The 15744-nt window shown below is 59.7% G+C and carries 31 protein-coding genes and 1 tRNA gene; 25 read left to right on the top strand and 7 right to left on the bottom strand.

Features of this window, described 5'->3' with window-relative positions; translation table 11 throughout:
• Positions 1-33 precede the first annotated feature (33 nt).
• From PM2_RS19375 to PM2_RS19405, 7 genes are all read right to left on the bottom strand, one after another.
• Complete coding sequence (locus PM2_RS19375; protein ID WP_019751323.1) at positions 34-246, bottom strand: hypothetical protein; 213 nt, start codon at positions 244-246, stop codon at positions 34-36.
• A 72-nt stretch (positions 247-318) separates the two neighbouring features.
• Positions 319-636, bottom strand: a complete 318-nt coding sequence (locus tag PM2_RS19380) for a hypothetical protein (protein WP_028699433.1) — start codon at positions 634-636, stop codon at positions 319-321.
• A gap of 126 nt (positions 637-762) precedes the next feature.
• Entirely contained in the window at positions 763-1251 is a 489-nt protein-coding gene (locus PM2_RS30230) for an HNH endonuclease signature motif containing protein (RefSeq protein ID WP_028699432.1), read from the bottom strand.
• Positions 1252-1703: 452 nt separating this feature from the next.
• Complete coding sequence (locus PM2_RS19390; protein ID WP_028699431.1) at positions 1704-2228, bottom strand: hypothetical protein; 525 nt, start codon at positions 2226-2228, stop codon at positions 1704-1706.
• Between the two features lie 74 nt (positions 2229-2302).
• A complete protein-coding gene (locus PM2_RS19395) occupies positions 2303-2638 on the bottom strand; it encodes a hypothetical protein (protein WP_028697938.1) in 336 nt (111 codons plus the stop codon).
• A gap of 54 nt (positions 2639-2692) precedes the next feature.
• Positions 2693-2923: a hypothetical protein gene (locus PM2_RS19400; RefSeq protein ID WP_028699430.1), complete on the bottom strand. Its 231-nt coding sequence runs from the start codon at positions 2921-2923 to the stop codon at positions 2693-2695.
• Positions 2924-2925: 2 nt separating this feature from the next.
• Complete coding sequence (locus tag PM2_RS19405) at positions 2926-3768, bottom strand: LexA family transcriptional regulator (RefSeq protein WP_028699429.1); 843 nt, start codon at positions 3766-3768, stop codon at positions 2926-2928.
• A 102-nt stretch (positions 3769-3870) separates the two neighbouring features.
• Between PM2_RS19405 and PM2_RS19410 the strand changes: the two genes are divergently transcribed.
• The 25 genes from PM2_RS19410 to PM2_RS19520 all read left to right on the top strand — a co-directional run bounded on the left by PM2_RS19410 (position 3871) and on the right by PM2_RS19520 (position 15742).
• The gene (locus tag PM2_RS19410; protein ID WP_028699428.1) at positions 3871-4092 is read left to right on the top strand and encodes a hypothetical protein; all 222 of its coding nucleotides are present in this window, start codon (positions 3871-3873) and stop codon (positions 4090-4092) included.
• A 257-nt stretch (positions 4093-4349) separates the two neighbouring features.
• Positions 4350-4562 (top strand): hypothetical protein, encoded by a 213-nt coding sequence (locus PM2_RS19420; protein ID WP_009396432.1) that lies wholly within the window; start codon positions 4350-4352, stop codon positions 4560-4562.
• 177 nt (positions 4563-4739) lie between these two features.
• Positions 4740-5474 carry a Rha family transcriptional regulator gene (locus PM2_RS19425; protein ID WP_233425959.1) on the top strand — a complete coding sequence of 245 codons (735 nt, stop codon included), beginning with the start codon at positions 4740-4742 and terminating at the stop codon, positions 5472-5474.
• Positions 5471-6205, top strand: coding sequence for a zinc finger-like domain-containing protein (locus PM2_RS31610; protein WP_233425960.1), 735 nt, complete (start codon positions 5471-5473; stop codon positions 6203-6205). Before PM2_RS19425 ends, PM2_RS31610 begins: the two co-directional genes overlap by 4 nt.
• Position 6206: 1 nt before the next feature.
• A complete protein-coding gene (locus PM2_RS19435) occupies positions 6207-7202 on the top strand; it encodes a hypothetical protein (protein ID WP_028699426.1) in 996 nt (331 codons plus the stop codon).
• On the top strand, positions 7189-7971 hold the full coding sequence (locus tag PM2_RS19440) for a hypothetical protein (protein WP_028699425.1): 783 nt from the start codon (positions 7189-7191) through the stop codon (positions 7969-7971). The genes PM2_RS19435 and PM2_RS19440 overlap by 14 nt, the downstream gene beginning before the upstream one ends.
• Positions 7972-8029: 58 nt before the next feature.
• Positions 8030-8224: a hypothetical protein gene (locus PM2_RS19445; RefSeq protein WP_028699424.1), complete on the top strand. Its 195-nt coding sequence runs from the start codon at positions 8030-8032 to the stop codon at positions 8222-8224.
• Complete coding sequence (locus PM2_RS19450) at positions 8224-8592, top strand: hypothetical protein (RefSeq protein WP_028699423.1); 369 nt, start codon at positions 8224-8226, stop codon at positions 8590-8592. The genes PM2_RS19445 and PM2_RS19450 overlap by 1 nt, the downstream gene beginning before the upstream one ends.
• Positions 8592-8834, top strand: a complete 243-nt coding sequence (locus PM2_RS19455; RefSeq protein WP_028699422.1) for a hypothetical protein — start codon at positions 8592-8594, stop codon at positions 8832-8834. The genes PM2_RS19450 and PM2_RS19455 overlap by 1 nt, the downstream gene beginning before the upstream one ends.
• On the top strand, positions 8834-9145 hold the full coding sequence (locus PM2_RS19460) for a phiTE_015 family protein (RefSeq protein ID WP_028699421.1): 312 nt from the start codon (positions 8834-8836) through the stop codon (positions 9143-9145). Before PM2_RS19455 ends, PM2_RS19460 begins: the two co-directional genes overlap by 1 nt.
• Positions 9142-9273, top strand: a complete 132-nt coding sequence (locus tag PM2_RS31795; RefSeq protein ID WP_267880089.1) for a hypothetical protein — start codon at positions 9142-9144, stop codon at positions 9271-9273. The genes PM2_RS19460 and PM2_RS31795 overlap by 4 nt, the downstream gene beginning before the upstream one ends.
• Positions 9270-9554 (top strand): hypothetical protein, encoded by a 285-nt coding sequence (locus PM2_RS19465; protein WP_028699420.1) that lies wholly within the window; start codon positions 9270-9272, stop codon positions 9552-9554. Before PM2_RS31795 ends, PM2_RS19465 begins: the two co-directional genes overlap by 4 nt.
• Positions 9551-10021 carry a NinB/YbcN family protein gene (locus PM2_RS19470; RefSeq protein ID WP_028699419.1) on the top strand — a complete coding sequence of 157 codons (471 nt, stop codon included), beginning with the start codon at positions 9551-9553 and terminating at the stop codon, positions 10019-10021. The genes PM2_RS19465 and PM2_RS19470 overlap by 4 nt, the downstream gene beginning before the upstream one ends.
• Complete coding sequence (locus PM2_RS19475) at positions 10018-10341, top strand: hypothetical protein (protein WP_019751346.1); 324 nt, start codon at positions 10018-10020, stop codon at positions 10339-10341. Before PM2_RS19470 ends, PM2_RS19475 begins: the two co-directional genes overlap by 4 nt.
• Positions 10332-10910 (top strand): recombination protein NinG, encoded by a 579-nt coding sequence (locus PM2_RS19480; RefSeq protein ID WP_019751347.1) that lies wholly within the window; start codon positions 10332-10334, stop codon positions 10908-10910. The genes PM2_RS19475 and PM2_RS19480 overlap by 10 nt, the downstream gene beginning before the upstream one ends.
• On the top strand, positions 10907-11056 hold the full coding sequence (locus PM2_RS31225; protein ID WP_169739398.1) for a hypothetical protein: 150 nt from the start codon (positions 10907-10909) through the stop codon (positions 11054-11056). Before PM2_RS19480 ends, PM2_RS31225 begins: the two co-directional genes overlap by 4 nt.
• Positions 11047-11637 carry a hypothetical protein gene (locus PM2_RS19485; protein ID WP_028699418.1) on the top strand — a complete coding sequence of 197 codons (591 nt, stop codon included), beginning with the start codon at positions 11047-11049 and terminating at the stop codon, positions 11635-11637. The genes PM2_RS31225 and PM2_RS19485 overlap by 10 nt, the downstream gene beginning before the upstream one ends.
• Positions 11638-11962: 325 nt before the next feature.
• Positions 11963-12036, top strand: a tRNA-Gly gene (locus tag PM2_RS19490).
• 81 nt (positions 12037-12117) lie between these two features.
• Entirely contained in the window at positions 12118-12441 is a 324-nt protein-coding gene (locus tag PM2_RS19495) for a hypothetical protein (protein WP_028699417.1), read from the top strand.
• Between the two features lies 1 nt (position 12442).
• The gene (locus PM2_RS19500) at positions 12443-12706 is read left to right on the top strand and encodes a hypothetical protein (protein WP_028699416.1); all 264 of its coding nucleotides are present in this window, start codon (positions 12443-12445) and stop codon (positions 12704-12706) included.
• 50 nt (positions 12707-12756) lie between these two features.
• Positions 12757-12921: a hypothetical protein gene (locus PM2_RS31230; RefSeq protein ID WP_012273044.1), complete on the top strand. Its 165-nt coding sequence runs from the start codon at positions 12757-12759 to the stop codon at positions 12919-12921.
• Complete coding sequence (locus PM2_RS19505) at positions 12918-13370, top strand: Ntn hydrolase family protein (RefSeq protein ID WP_028699415.1); 453 nt, start codon at positions 12918-12920, stop codon at positions 13368-13370. The genes PM2_RS31230 and PM2_RS19505 overlap by 4 nt, the downstream gene beginning before the upstream one ends.
• Positions 13345-13968, top strand: a complete 624-nt coding sequence (locus PM2_RS19510) for a putative metallopeptidase (RefSeq protein ID WP_028699414.1) — start codon at positions 13345-13347, stop codon at positions 13966-13968. Before PM2_RS19505 ends, PM2_RS19510 begins: the two co-directional genes overlap by 26 nt.
• Before the next feature lie 30 nt (positions 13969-13998).
• A complete protein-coding gene (locus PM2_RS19515; protein ID WP_028699413.1) occupies positions 13999-14475 on the top strand; it encodes a DUF2280 domain-containing protein in 477 nt (158 codons plus the stop codon).
• Positions 14447-15742 (top strand): terminase large subunit domain-containing protein, encoded by a 1296-nt coding sequence (locus tag PM2_RS19520; RefSeq protein WP_028699412.1) that lies wholly within the window; start codon positions 14447-14449, stop codon positions 15740-15742. Before PM2_RS19515 ends, PM2_RS19520 begins: the two co-directional genes overlap by 29 nt.
• Positions 15743-15744: the final 2 nt, after the last annotated feature.

The raw sequence follows: 15744 nt of genomic DNA on the forward strand, positions 1-15744 counted from the left end.
GGCCCTGTCGCCAAGGCCAGCCAGTGAAATCGCTCAGCGCTTGCCCAGAACCGCCTTGGTGACGACCTTGGGAAATTTCTTGGTGCGGATCTCGTTGGCCTGCTTATCGGTCAGCAGGCCTGCCAGATACAGCGTGGTGATGGACGTGTTGATATGGTCGAGGCGCTTGGCCTCGTCGGCGTTCATTTCCGGGAACTGCTGCGCGAAGGGCCGCGCCGCCCAGCCTTGCTCGAACGTGCCTGACATTGTCTTGCCCTCTGCTATTCAGTGGATTCCCCCTGATGCGCCCCGCTTGAGGCGCACCGGGGAATCGTCTGTTCAAACCGGCGAGTTGCTATCGTCGCCGCCGTGCGAAAGGAACTCGTGGATCTTGTCGAGGCCGATGTACTCCAGCGTGTCGTCGGGATCGCTGTTATCGATCAGAAATTTGCGGACAACGTCCTCATCAATGGACTCAAGAATGTTCTCGACGCCCACCTCGCTGATGATGTCGACAGGGTCGAGATCGTGAAGGCGGTCGTCCAGATCGAGCTTGGCGGCAATCTCACGGCCATTTGCCTCTACCGTGACGCTCACGCCGCTGGTGTGATAGGTGCTGTCCACGCTCACGCTGTCTGCTGGGAAGGTGATTTCCATTGGTGTCACTCCAGTTGATTCCCAATGCCGCCTCATCGAAGCGGCATCAGTGAATCGTTCTGTCCCATTACCGCCGGGGTGGCGGGGCGCATTGCATGCCCGGGTCGTTCTCTCGGTTCAGGCGTTTCACCCTGACCGGTATTGGCATCTAGCCTTTTCATATTGCTCGGCGGCCAGCTCAGGCGTTGGGTATCGGCCCAGGAATATGGTCCGGCCTGAAACCTTGATCGATGCCATCCAGAGCTGACGACGCTGATCGAAAGCGACACCCCTGAATCCCGATTTGTTGTTGGTGTGTAACCCTCGATTCAGAGAGTTCTCCGTCCTGGTGCAATCCCGCAGATTCAAAGCTCGGTTGTCATCACGCTTGCGGTTGATGTGATCGACCTCGCCCAGTGGCCAGGATCCGTGATGCATTGCGTAGGCGATGCGATGAGCTCGGTAGTACCGACCAGCGATGCACACGACTATGTATCCGGATGGCTTGGTCGAGCCCGCTATGGAGCCAACTGCACCTGTTGGCGAGCTTGTCACGCGCCATGTCAGGTGGCCTGTATCTGGGTTGTATGAGAAGAGTCGGTGCAGTTCGGATATTTCCAGTTCGTTTGTGTTCATTGATCTCCTCGCATCGAAAGCGAACTCGGCGAGAACGCTTTCGATGTAGCCCTAATTGGCGCCAGGGCTATCGGCGCGGCATGCAGCTATGCGGGTCATTCGCACGGTTCAGCGTTTCGCTTCGTTCGCCGTCAGAGGTTGTCCTCCGCGTTGGTTGCCTTTCGGGGCAATCGAACTCCGGTCACCACAGGAAGCTGCATGGTCTGTTCACCAGTTCCAGAGCTGGCATGGGGATCGAATTTATTGCTCGCGCTGTACCGTTGCCGGGATCGATCCGCGATGTTCCCATCAATGTGAAAGAGCGGTCGGCTTGAGGGCCTCCCGAGGGGCTGTGTAGCGCCTCGATGGGTAAAATATGCACCAGTGCAATTTTGGTGTCAATGCACCAGTGCATAAATTTTTATGCAGGCACAAAAAAGCCCGCGCTAGGCGGGCTCTCATGTCGGCGGATTCTAGTTTTGCGGGACGTACTTTGTTTTGGCGTCCATGCCACATTCGGCTATCAGCCTCTGGCAGATCTGATCGGCTTCTGCCCGAGAGTCGTAATAGCCGCAATGGATTGGCATGCTTGAGCCGGATACGACTGGAAGACCAAGCTCTCTGGCGACCCCGAGGCGCCTGCCCAGCTCAGCCTTGCTGGTGGCTGGCAGTATGGCGACCCAGCCGTGCGAGGCTCCGCTTCCTTGAGGCATTGGTACAGGCTTGCTGATGTACTCATGCGCTTGATGGCCTGAGCTTCCAGAGATGGGGGCGCCTACGGAGTCAATGCTGGATCTTGATCGCACCGAAAGAAGGATCACGCCAGAAACAGCAGATGCAGCCCCAAGCACTGCCAACATGGTGCGCCTGGATAGAAGCTCAGCATTGCTCGCTCGCTCCCAGTACATGAGCCCGTAAGGCAATGTCACATCCATGGCCAGAGCGTAGGCGATGACGGCCAGCCCGATCCCGATCAGTGCGATTCCCCAAGCCTTCATGGCGAACTCCCTGTGAATTTAGCGCCATCCTACCACTCTGGCCGCCAGCCATCACGCAGGCATAGCGCTGGAAATCAGTCGTTCTGAGGGAGGTCCCTGGGCTTTACAATGAGGCCTAGCATTGCAACCAGGTAGAACAAGGCCCACCATGTCCAGAAGGCGATCAGTAACACCGACATTCTGGTGAGCGGCTTATCGGTGAACACGTTGAGCTGAATCTGAAGGAGCAAAAACCACATGACCGCAATATTTCGCAGGGCTGCTAGAGAGATTTCTCTAATTGTTGCAACGTTTGCGGCAACAATGCCTATATACCTCCTTCTTGACTCCCAGATAGCCCTTGACAGCCCTATTATCATGGCCGCAATCAAGCTGGCGACTACGCTATTAGCTATGTTGCTGATATCCAAGCTGCCTCCATTTCGAAAAAGCCGAGACGAATCCCGGCCGGCAAAATAGCCTCTTCAGGATCTCTCGATACGGCCTGCTTTTACCTCTTCCCCATACCCCACCAGCCGATCCTCCCCATCCTGCATCACCTGGCAGATCCTGATCACCGCCTGGGCGTCATGCTCGTTTCCGGCTTCGCTCAGGCGGACGGCGATTCGCATCAGTTCGACTGCTGACCATTTAAGGTCAGAGGCAAGGCCCTGGAGGTCGCGGCGGAGGTCTTGGCTGGGCTTGGTTAGGGGCATGGCTACACCGGCTGCCCATTCCACACGTAGAGCACCCGGGCCAGGATGTGGGTGTCGTCCACACGGATCTCCTCAGGGTCATGGTGTTTGTTGTCAGAAATCATCTTGAACCGATCACGGCCTTTCTTCTGCAAGCGTTTCACGTACAGCATTTCGTCGTGAGAGAAGAGGTAGATGCCGTCACCGGTGAATTCTCGGATCGTAATATCGACCAGCAACGGGTCGCGGTCTTTGATCGTGGGCGCCATTGACTGCCCCCAGCCGGTGATCATTTTGAGGTGATAGTGCTCTTTGAACGTCACGCCCATTTCGCGCAGGTGCCGAGGGCTGACCCGGATGTCTTGCAGCATTTCCGGGTAATCATGGGGTATCTGTCCGCCACCCATCGCTGCCCGAACGTCGTAGTGCGCAATCCAAACCTCGTCACCAACTTGACCAGGCCGCGAGAAATCAAATGTGACGACCTTGGATGCTTCCTGCTCGGCAGATTTCTCCTCAATCGCGTCAGCGATCTTCTGCCGAGCATCCACTGAAAGCCCTTTTCCGTGCTTCGCCAGCATCTGCTTGACGATATCGGCAGTGGAAAGGGTGGCTCGCTCTTCCGGCTGAGGCTCGACTTCGCCCAAGGGTTCATAGCCACGCAGCTGATCGGTGGTGATACCGAAGAAATCGGCTAAAGGCCTGACCTGCTTGTCAGTCGGCTCTTTGATGCCTTTTGGGCCTTGAGGCTTGAGAATCCTGGAAATGGTCGACTGGCCGACACTTGTCCGGCTCGACAGCTCAACCTGAGTTATGCCATTTGCGGCCATCAGTTGAGCGAGAATTTTATCTATCGATTTATGCATGAGTGCAATGCTGCCTCCCGGCGGTGCATACAGCAATACAGCGGAGCGTTGACAGATATGCACCAGTGCATGATGATGTGCATATCTACAAAGGAGGCAGCCATGAGCGCTACCGATCTTCCGAAAAAACTGGATGAGCTGCTGGGCTCAGGCATGACCTACAAGGCCATTGCTGAACGCGCCAAGTGCGACGTCTCGACCGTTTTCCGTATTCGCAACGGCCAGATCAGCAACCCGAGCTATGTCGCCGGAACCGCTATCGACCAAATGCATGCCGAACTGGCCAAGAGCGGTAAGCAAAGCATCAAGAAATCCGCCGCTTAAACACTTTTCAATCACAAGGAAATCCCTGAATGCACCTGGACCCCGCCAACAAACGCAGCGAAGTGATCAAGTCGCGCTGGAAGCCTGAATAGGTTCGAAAGCTACGCATGGAGGCCCGCATGGCTGGCATGCAGCTGGCGACCTACGTGCACGAACTGGCCAACCTTGGCCGTCGCCTGGGCGCTGCTGATCTGCTCCGAGAAATGAACGGCGCTGGTGAGCAGGATAAAACGGCCTGAAGCCCCTATGGAGGGCCTATGCCTGAAACCACCTTCGAATTGCTGCCAATCGAGGTGAAGGCTGAGGTTCGACAGCTGGCTGCCGACCTTGGCTGGAGCCTGGATAGATCGACGGATGAGTACTTGGAGATGAGTCGCTCACTCGCGATCCAGGAGCAATTGAGACAAATGCGACACAAGGCCCCCGTGTTGGGGCTGGTAGGGCACAAAAAGGGCCTCGATGTTCCCTGATTGTGAAAAGACAGAGGCCCTCTTTCGGGCTTCTGGCAGGCACAAAAAAGCCGGGATTGCGCCCCGGCTCTCTGCAACATCACATAAGTGAGACCAATTATGCATATGCAGACCCCAAGTGTACAGCCCATAGGATTGCTCGCGCCACAAAACACGAAGCATGATTTTGTGGCGCGCATGTCGTCTCGAGAGATTGCCGATCTGGTGGGATCTCGCCATGACAAGGTGAAACAGTCCATCGAGCGCCTGGCCACGGCCAAAGCCCCCGACAAGCCGGCTGTGATTGATCTTCCCCCATTGGGGGAATACCTCGACTCGCTGGGCCGTAAGGCTACCGAGTATCTCGTCAACAAGCGCGACAGCTTCGTTGTCGTCGCCCAGCTTTCGCCAGAATTCACCGCCGCCCTGGTGGACCGCTGGCAGCAGTTGGAGGCCCAGGTAGCGAAGCCAATGCCCGCCGACCTCAGCAAGCTGGAAATCCTCCAGATGGCCCTGGAGTCGGAAAAAGCCCGCGTCCTGCTCACCGTCCAGGTCGAGGCCCAGGCCAAGAAGATCGACCACCTGGAAAACCTGTTCAAGGAAGGCATGAGCCACGTCCAGTTTTGCAAGGGCCTCAATGGGGTCAACGTGATGCAGGTTGGCCACTTCCTTGAGCGCCGCAACTGGCTCTACAACGAGAGCAAGTCCGGAACCCGGTACCGCGTCGCCGCCTATGCTCGCGACAAGTACATGACCGAGCACCAGCAGGAGATCACCCCGCACGGGAAAGAGGCGTTCATCAGCTACACGCCGATCCTGCTGCGCAAGGGCGCCGCTCGCCTGTACGAGCTGTATCTGGCCGGTGACCTGCCCATGAAGAAGAACTGGGACGGCCTGCACACCCACGACAAGGCAGTGCGGGGTGCAGCATGAGAAGCCGTGAGCAAGATCGCCAGCAGTGGCAAGACCCCGACTTCAACAAGTGGCTGGATGAAGCCATATCCGACGCCGGCCATATCGTTTGGGATGCGATTCCCGATGTTGGTTCGGCCTGGAATGGCTGGGATGCTGCGAAGGCTGCGCTTGGCTACTACTGCCCAGCCTGCAACGGTTCCGGCGAGGAAATCCACGTCACCTATCACGGCCCTGATTCGTTTGAGCGCCTCGGCCACTGCACTGCCTGCAACGGCGATGGGAGGACCTCGGCAGCACTTGCCGTCGCGAGTGAGCGTCTAGTCAGCGAAACCGCGCACCGTGGCGACCTTCAAGCGAAGGTCTGCGGCCTTCAGGCGGAGATCGACAAGCTCAAAACCGATAACGAGGCGTGGGGGCTTACCGTTGAGGCTGAGCGTCGCATCAAGCGCGGCATCTCCGACGAGAACGAGGCGCTGCGCATGCAAGTCAAGGAGCTCGACCTGTTGTTTGGGCGATACCTGCTTGGCATGCGTGCCGCTGTTGTGGAGTGGCAGAAAGGGAAGGGTGCCGATGCCGCGATGCAGTGGATCTGGAACGGTCTGCGTGGCCCTGGCGAACTGCCGCCTGAAGAAGAAACCCAGGCCCAGGCCTACTTCGACCGTGAGGTAGTGAAGATCGAGGAAGGCCTGGAAGAGGTGTACGCCTACCGCGACAAGCGCCGTAGTGAAAAAGCCCAAGGGGGTATTTGATATGCAGTTCACCCTCACCATCAACCAGGTGAAAGCTCTGGAATGGGGGCTCAACTCCCAGCAGGCGCTGCTGTTCTCGTTCGTCTACGGCTGCCCGAGCTGGGCCAAGCCTATGCAGACGCCGGACGGGATCTACTTTGCCCTGAGCAAGGCCAAGATCACCGACGAGCTCCCGCTGCTCACCGGCAAGCCTGATACCGCCTATCGCATGCTGAAAGCCTTGGAAGAGGTCGGACTTATCGAGCTTTCCAGCACGTCCAGCATCACGCTGTTCCGTCTGACGGAGAAGGCCACCGAGTGGAACCAGAAACTGGATGGGTCGGAAAAATATCCGACCCCGCCTACTGGTACCAAAGGTCGGAAAAAAATCCGATCTACCTCGGAAAAAAATCCGAGCATGGTCGGAAAAAAATCCGAGCCAAGGTCGGAAAAAAATCCGACAAATCAGGATACCAATAATCAGGATACCAATCAGGATACCAATCAGGGTACCAGTCAGTGTTCGCAGGAAGGTTCGGACGAGCCGAACCAGCCTGCCGGAAAAGTGGTTGCACTGATCCCTGTTGGGGGCGAAGAGCCGCGCTGCGAAATCCCGGCAGACATGCCAGGCCCGAAGGACCAGTCCTGCAAAACCTTCAAGGCCTGGGCCAACTACGCGATGGCTTACCGCAAGCGCTATCACACCTGGCCGGTATGGAATGCGAAGGCAGGCGGGCAGATGGGTCAGCTGATCGACCGCCTCGGGATTGAAGTTGCTCACCATGTCGCCGCGTTCTACCTGCGGATCAACGACGCCAAGCTGATCAACGGCTGCCACAACCTTGGCGACCTGCTGGCCAAAGCCGAGGCCTACCACACCCAGTGGGTGACCAACCGCCAGATGAACGCCACCACTGCCCGCCAGCAAGAGCAAACCCAGGCGAACATGAACGCGGCGCAGGAAGCGGCTGACGCGATCCGTAACGGCCAGGGGGGTAAGCGCAATGCTTTCCTCTGACCAACAAGCCGAACTGGCCGTGGCCATCTGCGCCACTGCCGAGGCGATGGGGCAGGCAATCAGCGCAGGAGGCGCTCAGCTCATCGCTGAGGACCTTTCGGCGTATGAGCCTGGCGTCATCATCGGCGCACTGCGTGCGTGCCGTAGAGAGCCTGCTGGGCGCCTTTCGCTCGGCATGGTCCTCAAGAACATCCACGCGGCAGACACCCGCCCAGGCAAGGACGAGGCGTGGTCCATCGCCCTGGCGGCCAGTGACGAGCACGATACCGTGGTGCTCACCACTGAAATCCGCCAGGCCATGATCGCATCCGCTCCGATCCTTGAGGCTGGCGACAAGATCGGCGCCCGGATGGCGTTCATGAGCGCCTACGAGCGCCTGGTCAGTTTCGCCCGTGCCGAAGACCAGCCGGCCAAGTGGGAGGTGTCGCTGGGCTACGACCAGGGCCGCCGGGTGACCGCGATCGAGTCCGCCGTCCGCGCCCAGCTCATCACCCACGAGACAGGGGCCAAGTACCTGGCTGACCTGCGCATCGCGCCGATCACCGAAGACGGCCATGCGATTGCCGGCCTACTCACCGGTGAAGTGCGGGCCAAGGTCAGTCCCAAGGTCCGCGAAAAGCTTGCCGAGGTCCGCCAAATCATCGGCGCCGCCAAGGAGCGCAAAGAGAAAGAGCGCCTCAAGGAATCGAAAGTGATCCGCGTCGATACCTACCTGCGCAAGCGTAAGGCCCGCGAGGCCATTGCCGAACTCATGAGGAAGAGCCAATGAGCCTGCTGGCCAAGTTGAACATCAAGCGCGCCGGGCAGCCGGCCGGGGAGGGGGTGTGATGCGCAAGTTCAATCCGCGCGGTGCTCAGGCATGGATGCTTCGCCGACCATGGCTTGCTCGTCTGTACCTGCTGGCACTGCTGCCGTTCACTCCGATCATTTTCTCTGTCGCGATCCTTTGGCAGAACCGTCGAGATTTCCGGGAGATACCCGAGCTGATTTCAGCCATTTTCCTGCCTTGGGAGCAGCACTGATGAGCATGTGTGATCAACAACTGCTGGAGCTGGCGGCGAAGGCTGCTGGAATCCGCCCGGTCCTCTGCTACGAGGCCGCCCGTAATTGCCTGCGCATTGGCAGCCGCGACTCCTACCGCCTGTGGCGACCGCTCCAAGACGATAGCGATGCGCTCAAGCTGCTTGTGGATCTCAATTTCGAGGTCGAGCGCAATGGTGGAGGCGAAAGGTTCTATGTCGGCCCGTTTGGAGAGGCCAAATGGATGGAAGACGCTGACGATCACTGGTTCGAAGGCGCTGACGAGCATGAGGTCCGCAGCAAAGCGCTCCGTACCGCAATCGTTCGTGCAGCTGGCGAAATCGGCCAGGCCATGCAGGAGGGCAAGTGATGCAGATCGCAACCGAGGTTTACCGCACTGCCTGCCGCCGCTTCGAGGCGCAGATTGAGGAGTGCGTGGAGCGCGTGCTGGGTTGCTCGCTGGCGGAAGGCCTGGAGCGAGAGCGTGTCAGCACGCATGCCGGGCAGGTTTTCGTCGATGGCAGCCAGGTCTGCTACGTCGAACCGCCACGCCTGAGCGGAGCGAATGTGGTGTGGATATTCCAGGATTTGACCGCGCAGGAGAAGCACTGATGGACACCAACAAGATGCGCGATATCAGCCGCGAGCAGTTCGAGAGCTTCGCCCGCGATGTTCTGGACTGGTCAGACGATGAGTTTCGTCTGGCATCGGATGGCAAGTCCTACTACTGGGGCGCCACGGGTGAAGCCTGGGTGTTCTGGCAGGCCTCCCGCGCGGCCGTGGTGGTGGAACTTCCTGCCAAAATCAGCGCGCACAATGCCACCGAAGGCGGGTGGGTTCGGCCAGAGGCGGAGCACTACGACGAAGCCGTTGACGACTGCCGCGAGGCGATCGAGGCCCATGGGCTGAAGGTGGCGCCATGAAGCGCGTATGGACCGTGATCGTAGGCCCCAAGGCCTTCCAGATGGTGCTGATGGAGCAGAGCCTGGACCGTGCCGGCGCTCTGCGTGAGGCGCAGTTGATCTGGCCTGAGTGTGAGGTGGTGGCATGAGCAAGAGACAACCAATGCAGCCAGTGGTAGTTGCGGCCGACGGCGTTATCCGCTTCAAGGCAAATCAGATCATCAGCGACATGCTCGAGCTTTGCCAGAAGCATGGCTTCGGCCTGAATGAGATCGCCATGCGCGAGTACGAAAAGGATGACAGGTCCCAGCTCATGCAGTTGATCGGGTACAGCGTCAGTGGCTACGGCAACCTGGACTGTTCACGCGCCAAGCACGTGATGCGCGCTGACCAGAAGGCTGAGACGTTGGTGCGGGAGGTGGCGCCATGACCGAGAAGATCAGCGTGAACAGCCAGGCTAAGCTGTCCGAGGCGATCACCATGCTGACCCGGCTGTTCCGCGACAAGAAGTTCGTCGTTGTCAGCATGCGCCCGGGCAAGGATCGGACCTTAGACCAGAACGCCCTGTGGTTCGCCATGTACGAGCGCATCGCCAAGAGCACCGAGATGGGTGACATCGAGGACGTTCGCCGTTACTGCAAGCTGCACCTGGGCGTGCCGATCATGCGCGCCGGCTGCGCCGAGTTCCGCACCGGCTGGGCTGAGTCGTTTATCCACTTGGATTACGACGTCAAGCTTCGTTTGATGGGTCCTTGCGCCATGTTCGGGCCGGATGGCTTCCCGGTGACCCGCCTTTTCGACCGCGCTCAGGGCTGCCAGTACACCGACCGCATCGTGGCCGAGTTCGCGCCGAAGGGGGTGTTCTTTGGTGACCTTCTGAGCGAGGAGGCTGCATGAGCCATCAATTCAAGCCGGGCGATCTGGCACTCATCGCGGGGTCTCGCACTGGAGTGTCACCGAACATCGGCAGGGCCGTTGAGCTGGTCATCAAGTTGGTGCCAGGTCAGTCCTTTGTGGCTCCGAACGGGCGTGATGCCAAGAACGCAAGCGGATACGAGGCGTGGGCCGTCCACTCGGACGGGGCTACAGCGGTAGGAGAGAGCGGGCGTATCGATGTTGGCGGGATTTTCTTGATCCAAGAGCGATTCCTGATGCCCCTGCGCGGTGACTTCGAACCCGAGCAGCAGAACGCCAAGGAGGCTGAGCCATGCGCGTAGCTCTCAAGGAAGTGAAGCAGAAGACCTGCAAGGGCTGCGGTACGAAGTTCCGGCCATCTCTGTCGACGCAGAAGGTCTGCGGTGTTCAGTGCGCCCTGGCGCTGGCCAAGAAGCCCGAAAACCAGGCGGTGGCACGCAAGGCGATTGCCCAGCGCGAGCGCCGCGAGATCCAGGTCCGCAAGCAGAAGCTCAAGAGCCGGGCGGATCACCTCAAGGAGGCGCAGGTGGTGGTTAATCAGTACATCCGCCTGCGTGACGCTGACCTGCCGTGCGTGAGTTGCGGCCGCTTCCATGACGGCCAATGGCACGCAGGGCATTTCAGATCGGCCGGCGGACACCCGGAGTTGCGTTTCGAGCCGCTCAATATCTGGCGCCAGTGCGCTCCATGCAATACCCACAAGTCAGGCGACCTGGTGAATTACCGGGCCGAGCTGGTGCGCCGCATAGGGGCTGAAAAGGTCGAGTGGCTGGAAGGCCCTCATGAGGCCAAGCGCTACACCATCGACGACCTGAAGGCCATCAAGGCCGAGTACCGGGCAAAGATCAAAGCCCTCAAGGAGGCAGCATGACACCAGCATGGGGATTCCTGATTCTGGCCACCCTCATGGTGGTGGGTGGTGTGGCGTTGTCCTGGGCGGGCGCAGTGCGCCGCAAGCGGTACGCGGAAGAGTTTCTGGTGCGCCGGGCTGAGAAGAGGGGAAAGGCATGCAACTGAACAGCGCGCGTCAGGCTTGGCACGACTGCCTGTACACGGCCTGGGATAGCCAGGGCTCATTCATCGAACAGCTCGGCCTGCTGGGGGCGATGGTGCAGACCACGGAGCGGCAGCGCCACGCAGGTCACGCTGCCCACCAGGTCATTGCTGGTGGTGTGCAGTCAGCGATCGACAAGCTCAAACCTCACGTCAAAGCGTTCGGGCACTTCATGTACGCGCCGCGCCTGGACGTGGACGACAAGGAAACTTCGGAGGAGGTCGTATTCTTCATGGTCCAGCAGCGTTCGCCACGCATGACTGCGGCCAAGCGCGAAAAGCTTGAATACGTGGTCAAGGGCGTCATGGCCCGGTACCGGTACATGCACCAGGGCGGCCAGTCGGCCAATGACGATCCCCTGGAGTCGCCTGAGGGCTTCCGTGCGTGGATGGTGGCCCATTACGACGTGAAGCTTGAGTCAACAAACTGGGAGCGGGATTGGGCCGGATTCGTCCGGCTGGCCTTCGATTGCTGTGAGGATCTGGACAAGGAGGCACTGAGCCCGGTAGCCGCCGCAATCTACGAAATGAAAAGGGCCGCTTGAGGCCCTATTGCGTTCCCGTTCGGCTGGTGATACCGTATCGCCATTGTTACAGTTTTGCCTTCGGCAAACACCAATCAAAAGCCCGGCCAAGTGCTGGGCTTTTTTGTGCTCGCAAGAAACGCAACTGCAGCCAGGGCAGGCCCTAACGGGACAGCCTGGACACTGCTAGCCGGTAGTGTGGTGTACGGAAAAACACCGGCAGCCCGCGCACTCATTCCCTCACTGTGCTGATGGGTGGCGCGAGACTTGATCGGCGAGACTGGTGCGTCAGGGTGCCAGCGCTGGAATGGTCTTCGGCGGACAGGTGGGGAAAGACCCACACAAAGCGGGCAAGCAGCAGGTTTGCCGCCAGCCTTCCAAGCTGAGCAGAGAAGGGTTCGATTCCCTCTGCCCGCTCCAATTTCGTTATGTGCTGCTCCGCACGCTTGCCCGGTCCCTGAATAGGGTCCCGCCGGGCCTTTTATTCCAAGGACACCCCTTATGGCCGAACCAACAAGCGCCGCTGCCAGCGTAGTGCTGGGCAAGTACGGCTTGGTGATGGCTGCATTCATCGGCTCGATCCTCTCACTGGGATTCCTGAAGGACCTAACCCGGTTCCAGGCCGCCACTGCGGTCGCCACCGGATTCGGCTTCTCGGTCTACCTGACCCAGCCCGTTACCGCCTGGCTCGCCCCAAAGCTGGAGCTTGCGGTTACTGATGACCTGCTGTGCGGGGTAGCGTTCGTGCTTGGCCTTACTGCCATGAACATCATCCCCGCGATCAAGGCTGCCATGGGGGCGTTCGTCACGGCGCGAGGTGCCTGATATGAACAACATCCTGGTTTCAGCGCTGACGGCCCTGGACGTGTTCCTGTGCGTCATGGTCGTGCTCGCTGCCTGCGATTACCTGCGCAAGGTCCGCCCGGTGGATCAGCCACTGCTGAGCATCGCCTTCTACCTGGTGGCCATCGGCGGCTTCGGCGCATTCGTCACCGGCCTGCAAGGGCATTGGGTCAACCCGTTCGGTGTGGTGCTCCACGCTGGGGTGGTGGCCTATGCCTGGGTTCGTCGCGGTCACGTCTTCAGCTGATCCGCTCCACAAAATCGAGATGCGCTGTTTCGTGGCGCGAGGGCAGGCAAATGGCATCGGTAACCGTGCGCATCGCTTGCCGCCATAAGTGGTGGCTCAAGTACTACCTGGCCGGCGTCCTCGTCATGGCCCGGCTGACTGGCCGAGAGCCATGCCCTGAGCGCTTCAGCTACTGGGTGGGGCGCGGCATCAAGATCGAGGTTCATCCTGAATGACCACCATCGCGTACAAGGACGGCGTGATCGCCTACGACTCTCGGGTTACCCGCGGCGACCTCATCACCGATGACGACTGTGACAAGTGCATTGAGCGTGACGGTGTGAAGTTCTTCATGTCGGGCGCCCTCTGTGACTATGACGCATTGGTCGGGGCCTACTTCGGCACTGCGCCATCCGGGAAGGTCGACGCATCTGCAATTGTCGTGGATGCGGGCAAGCTGATGATGGTGGCGGTGGATGACGACACCGGTCTGTGGAAGTCGCCAATCAAGCCTGATCGACCGTATGCCATCGGAAGCGGAACGCCATACGCATTCGCTGCGATGGACATGGGCGCATCTGCCGAGAAGGCCGTCGAGATGGCTGCAAGGCGCGATACCAGCACTGGCGGCAGGGTTCGGACTATGAGGATTGACCAGCATGGAAAGGCCAGTTCCTCCGGCTGATCTCCTTGAGCTGACCGAGCTATCGATGCTCGGAACCAGGCTTCAGCCAGCGCCCGAGGTGGGTGAATGGGTGCAGGCAGCGATCCTCAGCGAGGGTGGCGAGCTGCATAACCCTGACCATGCACACCTGATCGACGCGCCGCTGCGATTCCTCTGGGCCTCAGCCTGCTTCGAGAAGCAAGGGCGAACCGTGGTAGGTCAGGCCGAGGCTGTGATGTTTCGTGCTGGCGGGTGGCAGAAGGCCAGGCAAGAGCAGCAGATGATCGACTGGTTCGGGGAGGTGCCGGGCTTCGTCATCACCCTGGCTGCCGACTACTGCTCCCAGTGCACCGACACCGAGCTCTGTGCGCTCATCGAGCACGAGCTGTACCACATTGCCCAGAAGCTCGATCAGTACGGCGCGCCCAAGTTCACCCAGGACGGGCTGCCCAGCCTGACGATCCGCTCACACGATGTGGAGGAGTTCGTCGGCGTGGTACGCCGCTACGGTGCCAGCCACGACGTACAGCAGCTGATCGACGCTGCAAGCCGGCCGCCTGAGGTGGCCAATATCAACATTGCGAGGGCCTGTGGAACCTGCCTGCTGAAGTCGGCGTAGTTTTGACAGGCGCTTGACGGAACCAAATCTATGGCAGCCCTGAGCAACGAGGTGAAGGCCTTCATCGTTCAGGCGCTGGCCTGCTTCGATACGCCATCTCAGGTGGCAGAGGCCGTCAAAAACGAATTCGGGCTTGTGGTGAGCCGCCAGTCGGTAGAAAGCCACGACCCAACCAAGCGCGCTGCGCACCGCCTGGCCAAGCGCTGGGTGATCCTGTTCGAGGACACTCGAAAGCGTTTCCGCGAAGAGACGGCAGAAATACCGATCGCCAACCGAGCCTACCGGCTGCGTGCGCTGGGCCGAATGGCCGAGAAGGCCGAGAGCATGAAGAACATGGCCCTGACTGCCCAGTTGCTGGAGCAGGCGGCCAAAGAGGTCGGTGATGTGTATGTGAACCGCCAGACCAAGAACGAGAATCCCCACGACAACGTGCCGCCCACACGGGTTCAGGTCGACGTGGTGGATGCGAGGAAGCCTGATGCCGTCGTTGAACGTCCCCCAGGCTAATTTCCTCCGGATGGAGAACAAGTTCCGCGGTTTCGTCGCGGGGTTTGGCAGCGGGAAAACTTGGGTAGGCTGCGCAGCATTGTGCAAGCACGTCTGGGAATGGCCCCGGATCGACTCCGGCTACTTCGCCCCGACCTACCCGCAGATCCGCGACATCTTCTTCCCGACCATCGAGGAGGTCGCCTTCGACTGGGGCCTGAAGGTCAAGACGAAGGAGAGCGACAAGGAGGTCGAGTTCTACAGCGGCGGCCAGTATCGCAGCACGACCATCTGTCGCTCGATGGAGAAGCCGCAGACGATCGTAGGCTTCAAGATCGGGCACGCCCTGGTCGATGAGCTCGATGTCCTGCCCGCGCTGAAGGCTGAGCACGCCTGGCGCAAGATCATCGCCCGGATGCGCTACAACGTGCCTGGGCTGAAGAATGGCGTGGATGTGACGACGACCCCTGAGGGGTTCAAGTTCGTTTACCAACAGTTCGTGAAGCAGCTGCGTGAGAAGCCAGCGCTTCAGGGCATGTACGGCCTGGTGCAGGCCAGCACGTTCGACAACGAGCTGAACCTGCCGCCGGACTACATCCCGTCGCTGATGGAGTCGTACCCGGATCAGCTGATCCTGGCTTACCTGAATGGCAAGTTCGTCAACCTGAACTCCGGGTCGATCTACACAGCCTACAGCCGCAAGCTGAACGGTAGTCAGGAGAAAGTGCAGCCCGGCGAGCCGATCTTCGTGGGCATGGACTTTAACGTCGGCAAGATGTCGGCCATCGTCCACGTCAAGCGCCTGGGCATGCCCCATGCAGTGGGCGAGATCATGAACGGCTACGACACGCCCGACATGATTCGCCAGATCAAGGAGCGCTATTGGCTATACGCCGATGGCGATTACCGAAAAACACGCGAGATTCTGGTTTTCCCCGATGCATCGGGCAAAGGCCGGAAGTCGGTCAATGCGAGCACCTCAGACCTTGAGCTGCTGCGCCAAGCCAGCTTCACCGTCATGGCGCCAGAGGCAAACCCTCCGGTGAAAGACCGGATCAACGCCATGAACGCCATGTTCTGCAACTCGGCCGGCGAGCGCCGGTACCGGGTCAATACAGACCTGTGCCCAACCTACGCCGACTGCCTGGAGCAGCAGATATGGGCGCCGACCGGCGAACCAGACAAGAGCCAGGGCAATGACCACGCCAACGATGCGGGTGGTTATTTCATTCATCACGACTATCCGATCGTGAGGCCCGTGGTAGTAACCCAATCCCTGAGAATGTGAGC

It is taken from the genome of Pseudomonas monteilii NBRC 103158 = DSM 14164 (assembly GCF_000730605.1).
Lineage (GTDB): Bacteria > Pseudomonadota > Gammaproteobacteria > Pseudomonadales > Pseudomonadaceae > Aquipseudomonas > Aquipseudomonas monteilii.